General features: G+C 73.3%; 12 protein-coding genes and 1 pseudogene. 4 read left to right on the plus strand and 9 right to left on the minus strand.

The genetic code is table 11. The features are described 5' to 3' along the window. Nucleotides 1-1,624 (plus strand): annotated as a pseudogene (locus ACWEN6_RS36990) (hypothetical protein); the annotation flags it as partial. A gap of 62 nt (nt 1,625-1,686) precedes the next feature. Next, nucleotides 1,687-2,253, plus strand: coding sequence for a hypothetical protein (locus ACWEN6_RS36995; RefSeq protein WP_452576648.1), 567 nt, complete (start codon nt 1,687-1,689; stop codon nt 2,251-2,253). A gap of 163 nt (nt 2,254-2,416) precedes the next feature. Here ACWEN6_RS36995 and ACWEN6_RS37000 read toward each other — a convergent pair whose 3' ends face one another. After that, nucleotides 2,417-3,166, minus strand: a complete 750-nt coding sequence (locus tag ACWEN6_RS37000) for a fasciclin domain-containing protein (RefSeq protein WP_452576649.1) — start codon at nt 3,164-3,166, stop codon at nt 2,417-2,419. A gap of 840 nt (nt 3,167-4,006) precedes the next feature. Between ACWEN6_RS37000 and ACWEN6_RS37005 the strand changes: the two genes are divergently transcribed. Together ACWEN6_RS37005 and ACWEN6_RS37010 are read left to right on the plus strand one after the other, a co-directional pair. Further along, nucleotides 4,007-4,501, plus strand: a complete 495-nt coding sequence (locus tag ACWEN6_RS37005) for a hypothetical protein (protein WP_452576650.1) — start codon at nt 4,007-4,009, stop codon at nt 4,499-4,501. Between the two features lie 123 nt (nt 4,502-4,624). Then, the gene (locus tag ACWEN6_RS37010) at nt 4,625-6,007 is read left to right on the plus strand and encodes an acyltransferase family protein (RefSeq protein WP_452576651.1); all 1,383 of its coding nucleotides are present in this window, start codon (nt 4,625-4,627) and stop codon (nt 6,005-6,007) included. Nucleotides 6,008-6,048: 41 nt separating this feature from the next. Here ACWEN6_RS37010 and ACWEN6_RS37015 read toward each other — a convergent pair whose 3' ends face one another. The 8 genes from ACWEN6_RS37015 to ACWEN6_RS37050 all read right to left on the minus strand — a co-directional run bounded on the left by ACWEN6_RS37015 (nt 6,049) and on the right by ACWEN6_RS37050 (nt 17,055). Beyond that, entirely contained in the window at nt 6,049-6,516 is a 468-nt protein-coding gene (locus tag ACWEN6_RS37015) for a hypothetical protein (protein ID WP_452576652.1), read from the minus strand. A gap of 288 nt (nt 6,517-6,804) precedes the next feature. After that, on the minus strand, nt 6,805-7,737 hold the full coding sequence (locus tag ACWEN6_RS37020) for an aminoglycoside phosphotransferase family protein (RefSeq protein ID WP_452576653.1): 933 nt from the start codon (nt 7,735-7,737) through the stop codon (nt 6,805-6,807). A 194-nt stretch (nt 7,738-7,931) separates the two neighbouring features. Further along, nucleotides 7,932-8,666: an alanyl-tRNA editing protein gene (locus ACWEN6_RS37025; RefSeq protein WP_452576654.1), complete on the minus strand. Its 735-nt coding sequence runs from the start codon at nt 8,664-8,666 to the stop codon at nt 7,932-7,934. 11 nt (nt 8,667-8,677) lie between these two features. Continuing rightward, on the minus strand, nt 8,678-9,322 hold the full coding sequence (locus ACWEN6_RS37030) for a DUF4166 domain-containing protein (RefSeq protein WP_452576655.1): 645 nt from the start codon (nt 9,320-9,322) through the stop codon (nt 8,678-8,680). A gap of 134 nt (nt 9,323-9,456) precedes the next feature. Further along, nucleotides 9,457-13,278 carry a S8 family serine peptidase gene (locus tag ACWEN6_RS37035; RefSeq protein ID WP_452576656.1) on the minus strand — a complete coding sequence of 1,274 codons (3,822 nt, stop codon included), beginning with the start codon at nt 13,276-13,278 and terminating at the stop codon, nt 9,457-9,459. Nucleotides 13,279-13,477: 199 nt separating this feature from the next. Then, the gene (locus ACWEN6_RS37040) at nt 13,478-14,386 is read right to left on the minus strand and encodes an ABC transporter permease (protein ID WP_452576657.1); all 909 of its coding nucleotides are present in this window, start codon (nt 14,384-14,386) and stop codon (nt 13,478-13,480) included. Continuing rightward, a complete protein-coding gene (locus ACWEN6_RS37045; RefSeq protein WP_354836336.1) occupies nt 14,379-15,305 on the minus strand; it encodes an ABC transporter permease in 927 nt (308 codons plus the stop codon). The genes ACWEN6_RS37040 and ACWEN6_RS37045 overlap by 8 nt, the downstream gene beginning before the upstream one ends. Nucleotides 15,306-15,450: 145 nt before the next feature. Then, nucleotides 15,451-17,055: a peptide ABC transporter substrate-binding protein gene (locus ACWEN6_RS37050; protein ID WP_452576658.1), complete on the minus strand. Its 1,605-nt coding sequence runs from the start codon at nt 17,053-17,055 to the stop codon at nt 15,451-15,453. Nucleotides 17,056-17,076 lie beyond the last annotated feature (21 nt).

Genomic DNA, 17,076 nt, shown 5'->3' on the forward strand with positions numbered 1-17,076 from the left:
GGCCGTTCCCGCGGCCGGCGGCTCGGCGGCGGCCCTGCCCGGGGCCGGCGGCCCGGCGGCGGCGGACGACGTCGTCTTCCCCACCTCCGAGATGACCGGCCTGTCCGCGGTGAGCGGCGTGGTCACCCGCGACGGCGCCGCCCTGCCCGGGGCCGACGTGCTGGCCGTCGCCTACCCGGCCGGGCACGCGCTGGACGTGCCCGAGGGCGGCGCCGTCGGCACGCTGGTCGCCGGGGCGGCGAGCACCGACCGCCTGGGGCGCTTCTCGGTCAACATCGACCCCGCCGCGCTGCCCGCTCCGTACGCCGGCGAACGGGGGCAGCTCAACCTGGAGGTGGCCATCTCGGACGGCGCCCGCGAGGTGCGCTGGATGACCACCGCGGTCCGCTCCTCGCACGCCCGCCCCATCGGCGGGACGCCCGCGCGGTGCGGCGCCGCCGTGGGGCGGAGCTGCGACCCCGGTGACCCCGGCGACCCCGTCTATGTCGTCTCCGGCGCCGGCGGGTCGGAACGGCTGGTGGTGGTCGTCCCCACGGCGGAGGGGCGCCCGGTGGTGCCCGTCTGGTCCACCGCCTCCAGCGAGGCGGCCGGGGTGTCGGTCCCCCGGCAGCTCCGCGTCGACCTGGGCGCCGATCCGACGGCCGCCGACGCCAACGACGACCCGGCCGCCTGGGTGTCCGCGCCCGCCGGGGAGGAGGTCACCCCCGAGGGCGATGCCGGCGGCCGGACGCCTCCCGGCACGCCGTCCCCTCCCCCGTCACGGCCGTCCTCCACACCACCAGAACCCACCTCCACACCGTCACGACCGACCTCCGCCCCCTCACGACCGACCTCCGCCCTCTCACGGCCGCTCTCCATCCCGTCCCCGCCGCCCCCGGCCCCGTCGCGGCCGTTCGGCGCGGCGGCGGCCCGGGAGATCGGCCGCGCGCTCGTCACGCCCCGCGCGCCCGCCTTCCCCGCCATCGCCGCCGCCCTGAAGGACGGCGCGGTCACCGCCGCGCAGATCTCCGCCGGACGGCTGGCCGCGGCGCGCACGTCGCCCGGTCCGTGCATCCCGCGCGTGGTGAAGCGCCACGACGGGCGCGAGGAGACCTACATGGGGGTCTACGCCTGGTCGGGGGCGCTCGCGACGGTGACCCAGGCGAACGGCGCCGACCACACGCTGAGCACGGGCGCGGCGCGCGCCGGGGGCCGGTGGTCCTCCAACGGCTCGCTCACGCTGTCGGTGCGGGCCGGCGACAGCCACACCGCCTCGCGGGTCGCCGACGCGTGGGCCATCGGCACCGTCAACTACGGCGTGCTCGCCAACGGCTGCGACGGCCGGCGGAACCTGGTGCCGCTGAGCCTCGGAGACCCGATCAAACGTTTCGCCCGCGCTTATCATCCGTCGCTGAAAGCGCAGTGCATAACCCTTTATGGGCATTCTTCGGTTTGGGACAAGGACCAGGCGAGAAACGTCGTCATCGGCGGCGGCGTCAGCGTGGCGGGTTTCACCGCTTCGGCGCAGAGCGGATACGATGTCCGCTCGAAACTGTCGTTCCGGCCGACGAAACTCACCCGCCTCTGCGGGAACAGCGGCGCGGGCGTCCGGCTTTCCTCCATCGTCGAGGCGCACAAGGGCTGAACACCATTCCGAGAACACCGCCGGCGACCCGTGGCAGGGGCTCGCCCAGATGGTCCTCCACCGTGGCGCGGTGCCTGGTGCTGCTGTCCGTGGCCGCCTGCGCGGGGCCGGGCGCCGCGCGGATCCCGCGGGCGGTCCGGCTGATCGCGCCGCCCGGTGACGGAGGCCGGCAGTCCCTGACGCTGCGGCTCACCGTCCAGGGCATGCCCTACCTTTTCGGCGGTTTCGCCGTCTGCCTGGACCGCGCCGGCGCGGTCGAGGTCACCGGGGTCCGCTTCGAGAACTCCGGCGGGGGCCTGGCCGTCCAGGCGTTCGCGCTCCGGCCGTTCTACCGCGGGTTCGGCGAGGACGGCGTCGGCTGGGGCGAGCCCAAGAGCCTGCGGCAGCGCGGCGTCTCCACCGCCTCCCGCACGGTCACCCAGGTCTGCCGGCCAGAGGACTCCTCGCGGGTGGAGTTCAGCGAGATCGTGTTGCAGACCTCGCGTCCCGCCGCGACCAGCGCGCGGAGCACCGGCTTCGTCATCACCTACGACAGCGGGGGCGCCGAGGGCAGCTTCCGGATCCCCTTCGGCATCACCCTGTGCGCGCCGTCCGACCGCACCCTGCCCAACTGCCGGCCCGACGCCTGACCGAGCGCCACCCCGCGGTCGTGCGCGCACGAGGCCGGGCGCCCGATCCGGCGCCATCCGGCGAGATCGGCTCTGCGAGCGTGGACGGGGCGCCGGCCCGGCGGGCGTGGACGGGCGCCGGCCCCGCCGCGCGCGGCCGGCGCCCGTCCCGGAGCGGTCGCGCTCATCCTCCGGGCTTGAGGACCGAGTCGATGATGTAGACGGTGGCGTTGCGGGTCTGGAGCGGCCCGCAGGTCACCTTGGCGTTGTTGACCTTGTAGGTGTCATCGGACTTGCCGACGGTGAGCTTGCCGCCCTCCAGCGACGTGAGCGGGCCGTTCTCCAGGTCGGCCGGGGTCTTGCGCCCCTGGACGACGTGGAAGGTGAGCAGCCGGGTCAGCTGCTGCCGGTTGCCGATGATCCGGTTGAGCTGGTCCTGCGGCACCTTGTTGAACGCGGAGTTGGTCGGGGCGAAGACCGTGATGTCCTTGGCCGAGTTGAGCGTGTCCACCGCGCCCGCCTTCTTCGCGGCGTCGGCCAGCGTGGACAGGTCCGGGATGTGCGACACGGCGGTCGCCAGCGGCTCGCCGGCCAGCTGCGCCGGGCTGCCGGGGCCCGAGGTGGGCAGGGACGCGCAGGCCGGCCCCGAAGGCGAGGCGGCCGGAGCGGTCGGCGAGGGCGACCCCTCGCTCGGCGACCCGGAGGGCGACTCCGAGGGGATCGGCGACCCGGGAGACCCCGACGGCGAGCCCGGTGGCGTCGAGAAGGTCGAGGTGGGAGAGACCGGCGAGGGCACCGGCGTCCGCACCGCTCCCGGCACCAGCGTGCCGGCTCCCGCGTCCCGTCCGCTCGTGGTGGCGCCGGCTCCGGCTACGGAGGCGGCCGTGAACGACAGTGCCGTTGCGAGCGGAAGGACGAGTAGACGATTGTTCATGGGTTTCCCCTTTTGCGCTCTCGTGACGGGCGGTCACCGGGCAGTGGCCACCCCGCGAAGGACGGGCCACCGGGCAGTGGCCACGGCTTCGCTGCCTGGACGGCGGCATGGGAGATCGGCAGAACGGAACGGTGTCGGGGCCGTGTCCGCGGCGGGCGCCCGGCCGGCGGTCTCACCGGCCGGTGATCGGGGCCGGCGCGGGTTCGGCCGGCCTGATCATGAGCCGGCGATCGTCACCGGCTCGCCACGGGCGGGGGTCGCCGGCCCTTCACACCGGCGACGCGACGGTCGGGCGCCGCTCCCGGCCCGCGCCTTCACGGGCCTCGTCCTTCGACGGCCCGCCGGCCGCGTCCGTCGCGGCCCCGGGTGTGTCAGCGGGCGCCCCGTCCCTCGCGCAATCCCCGCGGCGACGGCTTGTATGAGAGGGCCGCACGCGCGTGCCCTCGCTCAGTCAACTGCGCCTTGCGCGCGATCGTTCCGGCAGGCCCCGCGCATCAGCGTCCCTCTCATTATCACCGAGCGCCTTCCCCTCCACCCAAGCCGGCGACCTTGAACCGACAAAAGCTCCGTCATGTCGCCCGCCGCCCGTCCGCGCATCAGCGGCCACCCCCGTCGCCCGCCGTACCGCCGGTCCCACCGCTCCCATTCGCGGGAGGGCCGGAGCGGGCCGACGACCTTCCGGCGGTTGACCCGGCCGGTCCCCGGCGGCACGCCGGACCCGAGCCGGCACGCTGCGGGAGGATCTCGCCGGCGTCGACATCTGATTCCGCCCGCTTCGCGGGTTCATGCCGAACGATCTCCTCCTCGGAACCTCCACCGCCGCCGGGCGGTAGTGAGGGCATGACGACACCTTCGATGTTCATCGCGGCCCTGGTGGTGGTCCTGACGGCGGGGGCCTGCGCCGATGGCGGCGCCGTGCGGGCCGCGCCCGCGGACGGGGCCTGCCAGGACCGCGCCGCCGGCTCGTCGGCCGGGGCGCGGGCGCCGGTCCCGTCGTGGGCGAGCGTCAACGCCCCGGGCGGGCTGCCCGTCAGGATGGGCGTGCGGGGCGACGCGCTCGGCTACCTGTTCGCCGATCCGCTGCGGGCCGGGCGGCCCACCGACCCGGCCAACAAGATCCTCTGGTACGTCCGGCAGCCCCGCGACGGCCAACCGCTGGAGATCACCGCCCGTCCGAAGGGCGCCCGGGCCCCGGTCGTCCGGGTCAGCGTGCCTGCCGACTCCGGGCCCGGGGAGATCTACCCGTCCATCGTCGAGGTCCCGTCGGCGGGCTGCTGGGCCCTGGACCTCTCCTGGGGCTCCAACCATGACTCCCTGGAACTGACCTACCTCTGAAGCGGCCTCCGCCTTACGAGATGACCCGCGCCCTCTGGAGCGGGCTCCGCGCGCACCCCGGCCGCCACGGACGGCCGGAGCCCGGTCCCGCCGGCGGCGGGCGGGGAAACTAACGTCGGAGGCATGACGACGCGGCCGCGAGACGGGGTCCGCCGGGTGGTCACGGGATGGCGGCGGATGGCCGCCTCCACACCGGCGGGGCGTGACCGGCATGTCGACCTGATCCGCGCCGTCGCGATCGCGGCCGTGGTCACCGGGCACTGGCTGGTCGTGTACGTGACCTGGGGCCCCTCGGGGCCGACGGGCCGCAGCATCCTGGAGCTGGTGCCGTGGACGCACCCGCTGACCTGGATCTTCCAGGTCATGCCGCTGTTCTTCCTGGTCGGCGGGTTCGCGAACGCGGCATCGCTGACCTCCCACCGCGCGCGCGGCGGGAACGGCACGGGGTGGGCGCTCGCCAGGGCCGCACGGCTGGTCCAGCCGACGACGGTCCTGCTGTGCGGGCTGGCCGCGGGGGCCTTCGCGGCCAGGACCCTCGGCGCCCCGCCGGCGATGGTCGGCACGGCGGTGTGGCTGGCGTCGATCCCGCTGTGGTTCCTGGTGGCCTACATCGCCGTGGTGTTCCTGACGCCGTTCACGCACGCGTTGCACCGGCGGGCGGGGCTCGCGGTGCCGATCGTCCTGGCCGCCATGGTCGGCGCGGACGACGTGGCGCGGCTGGGCTTCGGCGTGCCGTATGTCGGGACGGCGAACTACCTTCTGGCGTGGCTGGCGGTGCACCAGCTCGGCTTCGCCGTGCAGGACGGGCGGCTGCCGTCGCGGCGGCGCGTCGCGCTGCCGCTGGCCGCCGCCGGGCTGGCCGCCCTGGTGCTGCTCACCGTGGCCGGACCGTACCCGGTCAGCATGGTGGGGGTCACGGGCGAGCGGACCCAGAACACCGCCCCGCCCACGCTGGCCCTTCTCGCCCTGGCCCTCACGCAGACGGGCATCGCCCTGGCGCTGCGCGAGCGGGGCAACCGGTGGCTGCGGCGCCCGGGCCCGTGGACCGCCGTCGTCGCCGTCAACTCGGTGATCATGACGCTGTTCCTGTGGCACATGACCGCCGTCGTGTTCGGCGTCGCGCTGCTGTACGCCACGGGCGTACTGCCCTCCGCCGCGCCCGGCTCGGCCTTATGGCTGCTCCTGCGGATCCCCTGGGTCGCCTGCCTGGCGCTGATCCTCGCCGTCCTGGTCGTGGTGTTCGGGCGCTTCGAACGACGCGCGGACCGGCGGTTCCACCCCGTCGAGCCGATACCGGGAGTGTTACCCGCCGCGCTGACCGGCGCGGGGGCCGGCGCCGTGGTGGCCGGGCTGCTCGGCGTCGCGCTGGCCGGCCCCGGCGCCCACGGACCTGCGGGGCTGCCCGCGGGCGTCCTCGCCACCTACCTCGCAGGCGCCGTCCTCCTCGAACTCGTCCGGAGACACCGGCGCCCGGCATCCCGACGCACGACCGTCTCAGGATCATGACCATGGGCTGAGCCGTCCGCGCGCACCCGCCCATCGGCCGTTCACCCCTTCGTGGCGGAGGATTTGTCGCACCTGGAGAAGGTCCGTTCCCCGTCTCCGTTGTCGTCCTTGAGGGTGCTGCGGAGGTTGTCGGCCGACATCCAGCCGTAGGTCGAGGTGCCCGCGACGCGGACCCACCACCATAGGTTGCCGTACGAGTTGGGAATGAAGCACCAGTAGTAGACCGTCGTGTACCGGCTGAGACGCCTGACGTTGCCGCACGCGGCGTAGGGCGACACCTTGAGATTGGCGGCGATCTTCATATAGCCGGACCCATCGCCGTTGATCGCGTGGCCGGGTCTGGGGCAGGTCGTCGCCGAGGCCTGGGCCGGCGCCGCCATCGCGGTTCCGGCCAGCAACCCGAGGCCGGCCATCAAGACGGCCGCCCCGCGCCGGCCTTTTCGAGGCTGGGCGGGTCCGAACCTCTTCGCCCACATGCCGTCGGTCTTCGTGCCGCCTGTCTGTCCCATCACGCTTTCCTTCCTGCTCGTCATAGATCGAGACGTGGCACCCCTGGGTTTCTCCGGATAAGCAGCCGGGGGCGACGTGAGCGATCCAGAAGGTCGGTTCCGACGGCTCGCGTACGGGCCGGTCGGGCGTTCGGTGGTTTCGGCCACCATCGCGCATCCGGGCGCCGGGACGCGTCAACCGCGGGGTTGAAAGCGCGGTAAACCTGCGCGGTACAACAGAGGATCACGGATGCCGCTCGCGGACCCCTCAGGGCGTACCGGCTTACGCACCCGGGCACCGGTGGGCCATCAGATGCCGGCCAGGTCCGCCAGGATCCGTGCCTCCCTCATGACCCGGCTCGCCCCGTCCACGTCGCCGTGCTCGACCGCCCACAGCGCCGTCTCGACGCGGCGGGCCACCGCCCACGCCTGCAGGCGCCGCGCGTCCTCCCCGACGGCGTCCGCCACCAGCGCGCACCGGACGGCGACCACGGCGGAGGGATCGGGGTGCAGGAAGGGGTCGTCGATCTGCTCCACCACCGGCCACGGGTCGTAACCGGGGTCGCCGATCATGGGCTTGGCGTCGATGGCCAGCCAGGGACGGCGCCGGGCGGCCAGCACGTTGCCGGGGTTGAAGTCGCCGTGCAGGACGACCCGGCGGGCGGCGCCGCCGGGCAGCTCGCGCAGCAGCCGGACGCCGTGCGCCACCAGGCCGGGGTCGAACCCGGGGCGCAGCCGCTCCATGCGCTCCTCCACCAGATCGGCCCATTCGGCGGTGACGTCGCCGAGGCGTTCCAGCGCGGTCTCGGCGGGCGGCGGCGCGGACCACAGCTCGTTCAGCACCCCCGCGGCGAGCAGCAGGCGTTCCTCCGGCGCGAGCGCGGCGACCCCCAGCGGCTCCCCCGGGTCGCAGCGCTCGACCAGCAGGGCGTACGCGGCCTCGTCGTGGCGGTACACCCGCACGGCGCCGCGCCCGCCCCACCACCGCAGGCCCTCGGCCTCGCCGGCGGCCTCCCGGTGCGGCCAGGTGATCTTGAGCACGGCCGGGCCGCCGTCCGGGAGCCGGGCGGGGGCCACCCACGAGCAGCTCCCGCCGTGGAACGGGGCGCCCAGCCGCAACGACCACCGCTCGCGCAACTTTTCCACCAGGGACGGGAGTGCCGCCAGCCACGAGCGCCCCTCCTGCGTGCGGCCCATGGTCGTCATGATCGGCAGCGTGGGCGGGAACAGCTCCGCCGTCATGCGCCTCCCACCGCCCCGGCGAAGGCTCCCGCCATCTCACCCTCCCCCGTGCGGCGCGGCTCCTCGCCTGCCGGTATGGCCCGCTCATGCTCCGCCTGCGGCCGACCCGGCCCTGCCGCCGTGCGCCGGCATCGGCCTGGCCCCGGCACCCGGCACCAGGCACCGGCGGCCTCACCAGGCCGGCCTGGAAGGGGCTAGTCGGAGATGGCGATGCGGAGGCGGCGGAAGCCCCTGCCCTTGCTCTCGATCTTGGTGACCATGATGCGGCCGATCTGGGCGGTCGTCGCCACGTGCGTGCCGCCGTCGGCCTGGGTGTCCAGGCCCACGATGTCGACGATGCGGACCTGCTCGGCGTCCTCGGGCACGAGGTTGGTGGCCGTGCGGATGATGTCGGGGAGCGCGAACGCCTCGGCGCGGGGCAGCACCCGGACGTCGATGCGGCGGCCGGCGGCGATCTCGGCGTTGCAGGCGTCCTCGACGGCCTGTTTGAACCCGGGCGGCACCTCGGGCAGGTTGAAGTCCATGCGGGCGCTGAACGGCTCCATGTTGCCGCCGGTCACCAGCGAGCCGTGGTCGCGGAAGACCACGCCGCACAGGACGTGCAGCCCGGAGTGGGTGCGCATCAGCGCCGAGCGCCGCTCGTCGGCGACGGCGGCGCGCACCTCGGTGCCCGCGGGCGGGATCGGGTCGCCCTCGGCGGGGATCAGGCAGAGGTCCTCACCCTTGCGGGCACCCACGATGCGGGTCTCGACGCCCTGCCACACCAGGACCCCGTGGTCGGCCGGCTGGCCGCCGCCTCCGGGATAGAAGGCCGACCTGTCCAGCACGATGCCCTCGGGCGTCGCCGCGAGGACGACGGCCTCGAAGGCGCGGAGGTTCTGGTCGGACATCTCGAGCCGCTGTGTTCGCCCGTGGAGATCGACGCTCATGACCGGACAGCCTAGGCCCTTTCCTCCCGGCAGTGCCCCTGGTACGACAACAGCCGGCCGATCATGGGCAGCGCGACCTCCACCTCCAGGCGGAAGCTCGGCGGGCCGCCGTCCGGATCCTCCGGGCCGGTCCAGGCGCGGGCGTGGACGCGGGGCGCCAGGCGCGCGGGGACGGGGATCTCGTGCCGGCCGGCGCGCAGGACGACGCCTAGCTGGACCACCTCGACGTCCGCGGCGCCGGCCACGGTGCGCGTGCGGACCTCCAGCGGCCCGTGCCGCTCCCACCCTCGCTCGCCGAGGCGAATCTGGTGGCTGAGCAGCCTGCGCCCGCCGATGACGCGCTCCCAGCGCTCCACCACGGGCACTTCCCGCCTCCCCGCCTCCGCGTCCGGGACGGGTCGCTCTAGAGGACCGGGGGCCGTCCGTTCTGGCCGGTGCGGTTGTGCGGGGGCCGTCCTCGCGGCCGTCAGGCGGGTCACGGTGACGTGCAGCGGGACGGCCGTGCCCGTGCGGGGAAGGCCAAGCAGGGCGCAGGCCAGCCGCGCCGGCGGGCCCGGCCCCCGGCGCACCGTCAGCACGCCGGTGCCCCGCACCGTCCGCTCACCCAGGTGGAACCGGAGCATCCACGCGTACGACCCCTCGTCCGGCTCCCCCACAGCGCCCCCTCACGTCGCTGATCCCATCGTGGCATGCGCCGACTCCTGGCGGCGCCCGCGCGGACTCCGGTGCGCGCCGTGGGTCCGCGCGGGCGCCCCGGGGCCCGGGATGGGCAGGGCCCCGGGCTCGGGGGTCACCTCAGGCCGAAGGCCCGGGTGATGGTCTGGCTGACGCTGTTGCCCTCGGTGTCCTTGGCGAAGGCGCGCAAGGTGACCGCGTGGGCCGTGCGGGGCGCGTCCAGCCTGGTCCTCCAGCCGTCGCCGGAGCGGGCCAGGCGGGCGCTCCGCCAGGTGGCGCCGTCGTCGTAGGAGACCTCGACGGTGACGGCGCTGATCGGCCCGGCGTCCACCGCGTACGGCAGCTGCCGGGGAGTGACCGTCAGGTCGGCCTTGCGGTGGGCCCGGCCGTCGGCGTCCACGTCGACGTCGTAGTCCACCTGGATGATCGGCAGCGTCAGCGTGTGGTCGGTCTCGACGTATCCGCTGGTGAAGTTCCACTCGGTGAGGGTGCGCGTCGAGTACGGGTACAGCGACGCGTCCCGGGCGGCCTCGTTGACCAGGCGGTAGGGCAGCCGGTCGGGGCTGACGATCGGGGCGAGGAAGACCGAGCGGTCGGTGCGGTCGTTGGTGACGCGGTCCACCAGGGTGTCCCCCTGGTACAGCGAGGCCGTCTGGGTGACGTGCTCGTTGAACAGCATCTCGCCCTGGTGGTCGCCGCCGGAGCTTCCCCAGGCGGGCAGGAAGAAGATCAGGGCGTCGCCGCCGCGCAGGGGGAACCAGCCGTTGGCGTCGTTCATCCGCGGGCGCACGATCGGGCCGAACCAGCGGGAGTCGCCGGTCGCGCCCGCCTTGTAGGTGACCAGGTCGGACTGCTCCTGCGCCCCGCCGTCCAGGGCGAGCGCGTACTCCATCCAGCGCACGCCGCCGTCGGCGGACACCCAGTCGGTGCGGGTGCCGCGCGCCGGCCCTTCGGTGAGGTAGCCGCTGAATCCGCGGGGCCAGTCGGGCAGCACGTCGGTGCGGAAGTCCCGCGCCGTGGCCTGCTTGTGGTTGGCGAACGACATCTCGACGCGCGCGAGGTCACGCTCGCCGGGCCGGTAGACCGGGTCGGCGGGCACCGCGCCGGTCCACCTGTGCACCAGGTCGAAGAGGTAGCCGGCGGAGGGGTGCGAGGTCACCTGCAGCGGGGCCTTGCCCTTGTTGAGGATGCGGCCGATCAGGCGCTCGCCCTCGTCCATGGTGACCGAGGCCACCGGCATCGGGGCGGGGGTCTGCGCCGCGTCCCAGGCGTCGAGCCTGCCGGGGCCGTTGCCCACCAGGAGCAGCAGCCTGGCGCCGGCGGCGCGGGCGGCCTCGGCCATCGCGACCGGGTCGGCGGCGTCGCTCCAGCGCACGACCGCGACCTTCCCCTTGACCTTCGCCGCGGTCAGCTCGGCGGCGCTCCCCTGCCCGGCGAAGACGGCGTCGAGGGAGTGGCTGCCCTCCGGCAGCGGGGTGTACCGGGACTGGATCAGCAGGTCGTCGAAGTCGTCGTCCTTCGAGGAGATCGCCAGGCGGGGCTGCTCGTCGCGCCAGCGCGCGGCGAGGTCCAGCCGGCCGCCGGTCACCTTGCCGCCGGTCGGCAGCACCCACATGCTGTCGTGCTGGACGCCGAGGAGGCGGCTGTCGGCGACGGCCTCCTCGCCGCCGAAGCCGCGGACGAAGTCCACGCGGGTGTCGACCGTGGTCCGCGGCCGGTCCATGCCCTTCGGCAGGACGGAGGAGAGCCGCCGGGCGCCGCCGGCGTCCAGGGTGACGGCGGTGTCGGCCGAAAGGTCGACGCTGGGCTTGGCGAGCAGGGCCACGCCGAGCGAGTGCGGGCCGTTCGCGCCCTGCACCTCGCCCCACATCCAGATGGAGTACGTGCCGGTCGGCAGCCGCAGCGTGCGGGTGCCGGACGCGTCGATCGCGTACGCGTCGAGGCTCTGGTGCCCGTTGGGAAGCCGACGGGTCACGACCATCTCGCCGGCGAGCGGCTTGCCGGACCGGTCCTTGGCGTGAACGGTGAGCCGGGCCCGCTCGCCCTCCTTGTAGTAGCCGAGCACGGTGTGGGCGCGCAGCACGCCCTCCTGGTCCACCGCGTCGAGCCGCGCGGCCAGGTGGCCGTCCAGCTCGGCCCGGTCGACGTCCAGCGTCACCTCGGCGGTGGCGGTGCCGTGCGCGGGGACGGTGACCGTGCCGGCCGACGGCTCGAACAGGCCCTCGGGGGCGCCGCCGGTGACGTTGAGGTTCAGGGTGACCGGGGCGTCGCCGGTGTTGGTGTAGGTCACCTGCCGGGTCGCCTTCTGGCCGGAGGTGTAGGGCCAGTGGGTGGTGATGTGGGCGGTGCCGGTGGCGAAGACTGTGCCGCCGACGGCGGCGCTCGCGTCCACCAGGCCACCGCCGGCCTGGTAGGGGCCGAACTGGAACAGGACCTTGCTGCTGCTGATCAGCGCGTCCTTCAGCCGCTGCCCGGTCCAGTCCGGGTGCGCGGCGGAGAGCAGCGCGGCGACCCCGGCGACGTGCGGGGTGGCCATGGAGGTGCCGCTCATCGTCTGGTAGGCGCCCTCCCCCTCGGGGGCGTACTGCGAGCGGGCCGCCAGCACGTCCACACCGGGCGCGGAGATCTCCGGCTTGAGGCCGTAGTCACCCACGCGCGGGCCCCTGCTGGAGAAGGCGGCGAGGGAGGTGCCCTTGCCTCCGACGCTCACCGCGGCGACCGAGAGCGCGGCATCGGCCGTGGACGGCGCGCTGACGGTCTCCTCCTCGGGGCCGGAGTTACCGGCCGCGATGGTGAACAGCGCGCCGGTCTCCTCGCTGAGCCGGTTCACGGCCTGGCTGAGCGGGTCGGTGCCGTCGGACGGGCCGCCGCCGAGGCTCATGCTGACGACCTTGGCCTTCTGGTCGCGGGCGGCCCACTCCATGCCCGCGATGATCCAGGAGTCCTGGCCGCTGCCCGCGTTGTCGAGCACCTTGCCGATCAGCAGGTCGGCGCCGGGGGCGACGCCCTTCTCCACGCCCTCGGACGCGGCGCCGGTGCCGGCGATCGTGGAAGCGACGTGGGTACCGTGGCCGTTGCGGTCGGTCACGTCCTGGCCGGGGACGAAGGTCGCCGTGCCGGTGATCCGGTCCTTCAGGTCGGGGTGCGCGGCGTCGACGCCGGTGTCCAGCACGGCCACCTTGACGCCGGTGCCGGTGTTCCCGGCGGCCCACACCTCGGGGGCGTGCACCTGGGCGACGGTGTCGGCGAGGTCGGCCTTGGCCTTGCCGTCCAGCCACACCTTGGCGATGCCGCCGGCGAGAGCGGTGCCGGGCGCGGCGCGGCGGGAGGAGGCGCCCGCGCCGGCCGTGCCGGTGAGGGAGTTCCAGAAGTCCGCGGCCCGGTCGTGGCCGGCGCTCAGCGCCGCGCCCTGGATGCTGCTGAGCGTGCGGACCTTCGCCGCCCCGCCCGGCACCGGCTCGGCCCGCTTGCGGGCGGCGGCGTCGGTGTAGGTGACGATCAGCGGGATGTGGTCGCTGCTCGCGTCGTCGTAGCCGTAGGCGGCGAGCTTGGTGACGTCGAACAGCGACCGGTCGACCAGTCCGGCGGTCACGTACGGGGCGGCCGTGTCCGGCACCACGTACACCTCGTCGCCGACGGTGGTGATGCGGGCCGCGGCGCGGCCGCCGTGCGGTCCCTGGACGGAGACGATCGCCGGGGTGTCGCCGCCGGACCGGTAGGTGACCTTGTCACCGCTGATGAGCGTGACGGTCCGCGTGCCGGCGGAGGGGCCGGTCGCGGCCCGGGAGGCCGTGGCGAGCCGGGAGGCCGTGGCGGGCCGGGAGCCGGGGGCGTCGGCGGAGGCGGTCCCGCCGGTGAGCGGCGAGGCCGCCATGACGAGGCTGAGTCCCGCGGCCAGGGAGGTGAACCCGAGCCGTAGGGAAGGGGGGCGCTGCACGAAGCCACTCCAAAAATTAGGCAAATCGCCAGAAATCTCTGCAATGGTGACGAAGCTCATGTGACGCCAGCAACGGGAGTGACTTGTCGGAAATATGACATGTCGCATCTGCGACAGCCGCCCTGGTGCGGCCCCGCCCGTCGGGCGTGTAGAGCACGCCGGCGACCGGCGACGGGGATCGCCGCGCAGGCCGGGTGCGTCAGCGCAGCTTGGGGTCGAGCGCGTCGCGGACGACGTCGCCGAGCATGAGGAAGCTGAGGACGGTGGCGGTGAGGAACAGGGCCGGGAACAGCAGCAGGTGGGGATACTCGGCGAAGAACGACTGGGCGACGTTGAGCTGCAGGCCCCAGGACACGTCCGGGTACTGCAGGCCGACGCCCAGGTAGTCCAGGGTCGCCTCGCCGGAGATGACGTTACCGATGTTGAGCATGGCGACCACGAACACCGGGGCGATCGCGTTGGGCAGGATGTGCTTGACCATGACGCGCAGGTCACCGGCGCCGAGCGCGCGCGCGGCCTGCACGTAGTCGGAGTCGCGCACCGCGATGACCTGGCCGCGCATGAGGCGGGTCATGGTGGTCCAGCCGAGCAGCACCAGCACCGCGGTCATCGCCCAGATGCCGTGCCCGGGGAAGGCGACCAGGACGACGGTCGCCCCGAGGACGAACGGGATGCCGAAGAACACGTCGGTCACCCGGGCGATGATCGCGTCCAGTGCGCCGCCGTAGTAGCCGCCGACCAGGCCGAGCAGGACGGCGATCAGCAGGGCGAACACGGTGACGGCGATGCCGATGAGCACCGAGGCGCGGGTGCCGTGCACGATCTGGGACCAGTAGTCGCAGCCTTGCAGGTCGTAGCCGAACAGGGCGCCGCCGCCCGGGCCCTTCTTGGACATCCGCAGGTTGCAGTCGTCGTTCGGCCCGAACCGGGCGAACAGCGAGGGGAAGGCGGCCATCGCGCAGGCGAGCAGCAGGATGGCCATCGAGATCCAGAACACCACCCGGCCGCGCAGCTCCAGCCACGCGTCGTACCAGAGGGAGCCGCGCTCCCCGCGGCGGGCCTTCGGGCCCGGGGCGGCGGACTCGACGGAGGCCTTGAGGTCAACCACGGCGGATCCTCGGGTCGAGCACGCCGTACAGCAGGTCGACGAGCAGGTTGGCCAGAATGAAGATCATCACCAGCAGGGTGGTGACGCCGACGACGACCGGTCCCTCCTGGAGCTGGATGGACTGGAAGACCTGCTGGCCGATGCCCGGCAGGTTGAAGATGCCCTCGGTGACCACCGCCCCGGCCATGAGGTTGCCGAAGTCGACGCCGAGGTAGGTGACCACCGGGATCAGCGAGTTGCGCAGGGCGTGCCTGCCGATGACCCGCGAGCGCCGCATCCCCTTGGCCGTGGCGGTGCGGACGTAGTCGGCGCGCAGGTTCTCCACCACGCTGGCCCGGGTCAGCCGGGCGACGTACGCCAGGCCGAACGAGCCGAGCACCATGCCGGGCAGCAGGTAGCTGACCGGCCAGCCCTCGTCGGTGCCGGCGGTCGGGAACAGGCCGAGGTTCAGGCCGAGCAGGATCTGCGCGGTGTACCCGACGACGAAGACCGGGACGGCGATGACGAACGTCGTACCGGCCAGCACCGCGGTGTCGGCGAGCCTGCCGCGCCGCAGCGCCGCCAGCACGCCGAGCCCGATGCCGACGACCAGCTCGAAGACCCAGGCGGTGACGGCGAGCTGCGCGGTCACCGTCCAGCGGTCGGTGAGCAGCTCGCTGACCTTCTGGCCGGTGAAGGTCTCCCCCAGGTCGCCGCGCAGGAACACCCCCGCCATGTAGAGCCCGTACTGGACGATCAGCGGGTCGTTGAGGTGGTAATGGTCGCGGAGCGTCTGCAGGACGTTCTCTGGCAGCGGCTTGTCGCCGGCGAGCGCGAGGATGGGGTCGCCCGGCAGGGCCCACACCATGGCGTAGATGAGGAAGGTGGTGGCCACGAAGACCGGGACGGCCTGCAGCAGCCGCTGGACGGCGTACCTCACCGGCGGCCCTCCTCCTCGCGCGCGGCCGGGCACCCCGCCCGGCCGCGGGAGATGACCAGGTGCGGAGTGCCCATCGCGTGCATTCTTACTCGACCATGCCTTACTAGACGGTGCCTTGCCCGACCCGCGCCTGCTCGTCGGTGCCTTACTTGACGGTGATCGTGTCGAGGTTGGGGCTGTAGGCGTCGATGCGGACGTCGCCGACCTTGTTGCTGTAGCCCGCCTGGTCCTGCCAGTTCCACAGCGGGATCATCGGCATCTCGGCGAGCGCGATGTCCTCGGCCTGCTGGTACAGCGGGATGCTCGCCTCCATGCTGGGCGCGGCGTTGGCCTTGGCGACCAGGTCGTTGAACTGCTTGTTGTCCCAGCCCATCCGGTTGCCCGCGCCCCACATCGACTCAAGGTAGTTCTGCGGGCTCGGGTAGTCCATGACCCAGTTGTTGCGGTAGGGACCGTCCTCCTTCTTCTCCCGCAGCGTGGACAGGTAGTCGGCGGCCGGGATCTTCTTGAACTGGACGTCGGTGATGCCGAGGTTCTGCTTGAGCTGGTTGGCGACGGCCTGCATCCACTGCTCGTAGCTGGGGTCGGCGTTGGAGAAGTAGAGGTTGAGCGTGCCGGAGAACCCGCCGGCCTTGTCGAACAGCGCCTTGGCCTTGGCGGCGTCGTAGGTGCACGCCTCGCCGCAGGGGTTGTCGCGGTAGCCGGGCACCAGCGGCGCCACCAGCGAGGCCATGGGCTTGAACGCGCCGTTGTAGACGGCGTCCACGATGCCCTGGCGGTCGATGGCCATCGAGATCGCCTTGCGCAGGTCGGCGTTCTGGAACCGCTTGTCGAAGGTCGGGAAGCCGAGGTAGTCCATGGTGCCGCTGGGCGTGGGCACGAAACGGTCGCCGAGCAGCTTCTTGGCCTCGGACGCGCTCGCCGGCGGGATGGTCTGCAGCAGGTCGACCTTGTTGGCCCGCAGGTCGGTGTACGCGGTGTCGCGGCTGGCGTAGATCTTGAACAGGACGGCGCCGGACTTGGCCGGGCGCGGACCGGCGTAGCCGTCGAACTTCTTCAGCTTGATCTGCTGGTTGTGCGCCCAGTCGCCGTCCAGGGCGAAGGGGCCGTTGCCGATCGGCTTCTGGTCATAGGCCTTCAGGTCGGTGAAGGCGGCCTTGGGCATCGGCGCGAAGCCGGTGTAGGCCAGGGTGATCGGGAACTGGCTGAAGGGCGCGGTCAGGTGGACCTCGAGGGTGGCGGGGTCGACGACCTTCAGCCCGCTCAGCTTGTCGGTCTCGGGCTTGGCGCCCTCGGCCTCGGGGTTGAGCTTGTCGTAACCCTCGATGTTGGCGAAGTAGTAGTTGTTGGTCCACGCGTTCGGGGCGTAGGCGGCGGCGTTCCACGCGTCGGCGAAGCTCTCGGCGGTGACCGCCTCGCCGTTGTGGAACTTCTGCCCGGTCTTGATCTTGATGGTCCAGGTCTTCTGGTCCTGGCTGGTCACCGACTCGGCCGCGCGCATCTGCGGCTTGCCCTGGGGGTCGATCACGACGAGCGTGTCGAACAGCGCCTGCAGTACGGTGATGGAGTAGCTGCTGGAGGTGTTGCCGGGCGTCAGGTGGTCGGGCTCGTTGAGCGCGACCGAGAACTGCTTCGGCCCCTGTCCGCCCTGGTCGCCGCCCGTGCTCCCGCCCGAACCGCCGCACGCGCTCAGCGCGAGCGTCGCCGCGAGGAGGACGGCGGCACCTCGCGCCTTGTTGTGGACCGTCACTGTTCCTCTGCCTCTCCGTCG

This window comes from Sphaerisporangium sp. NPDC004334, from assembly GCF_053602655.1.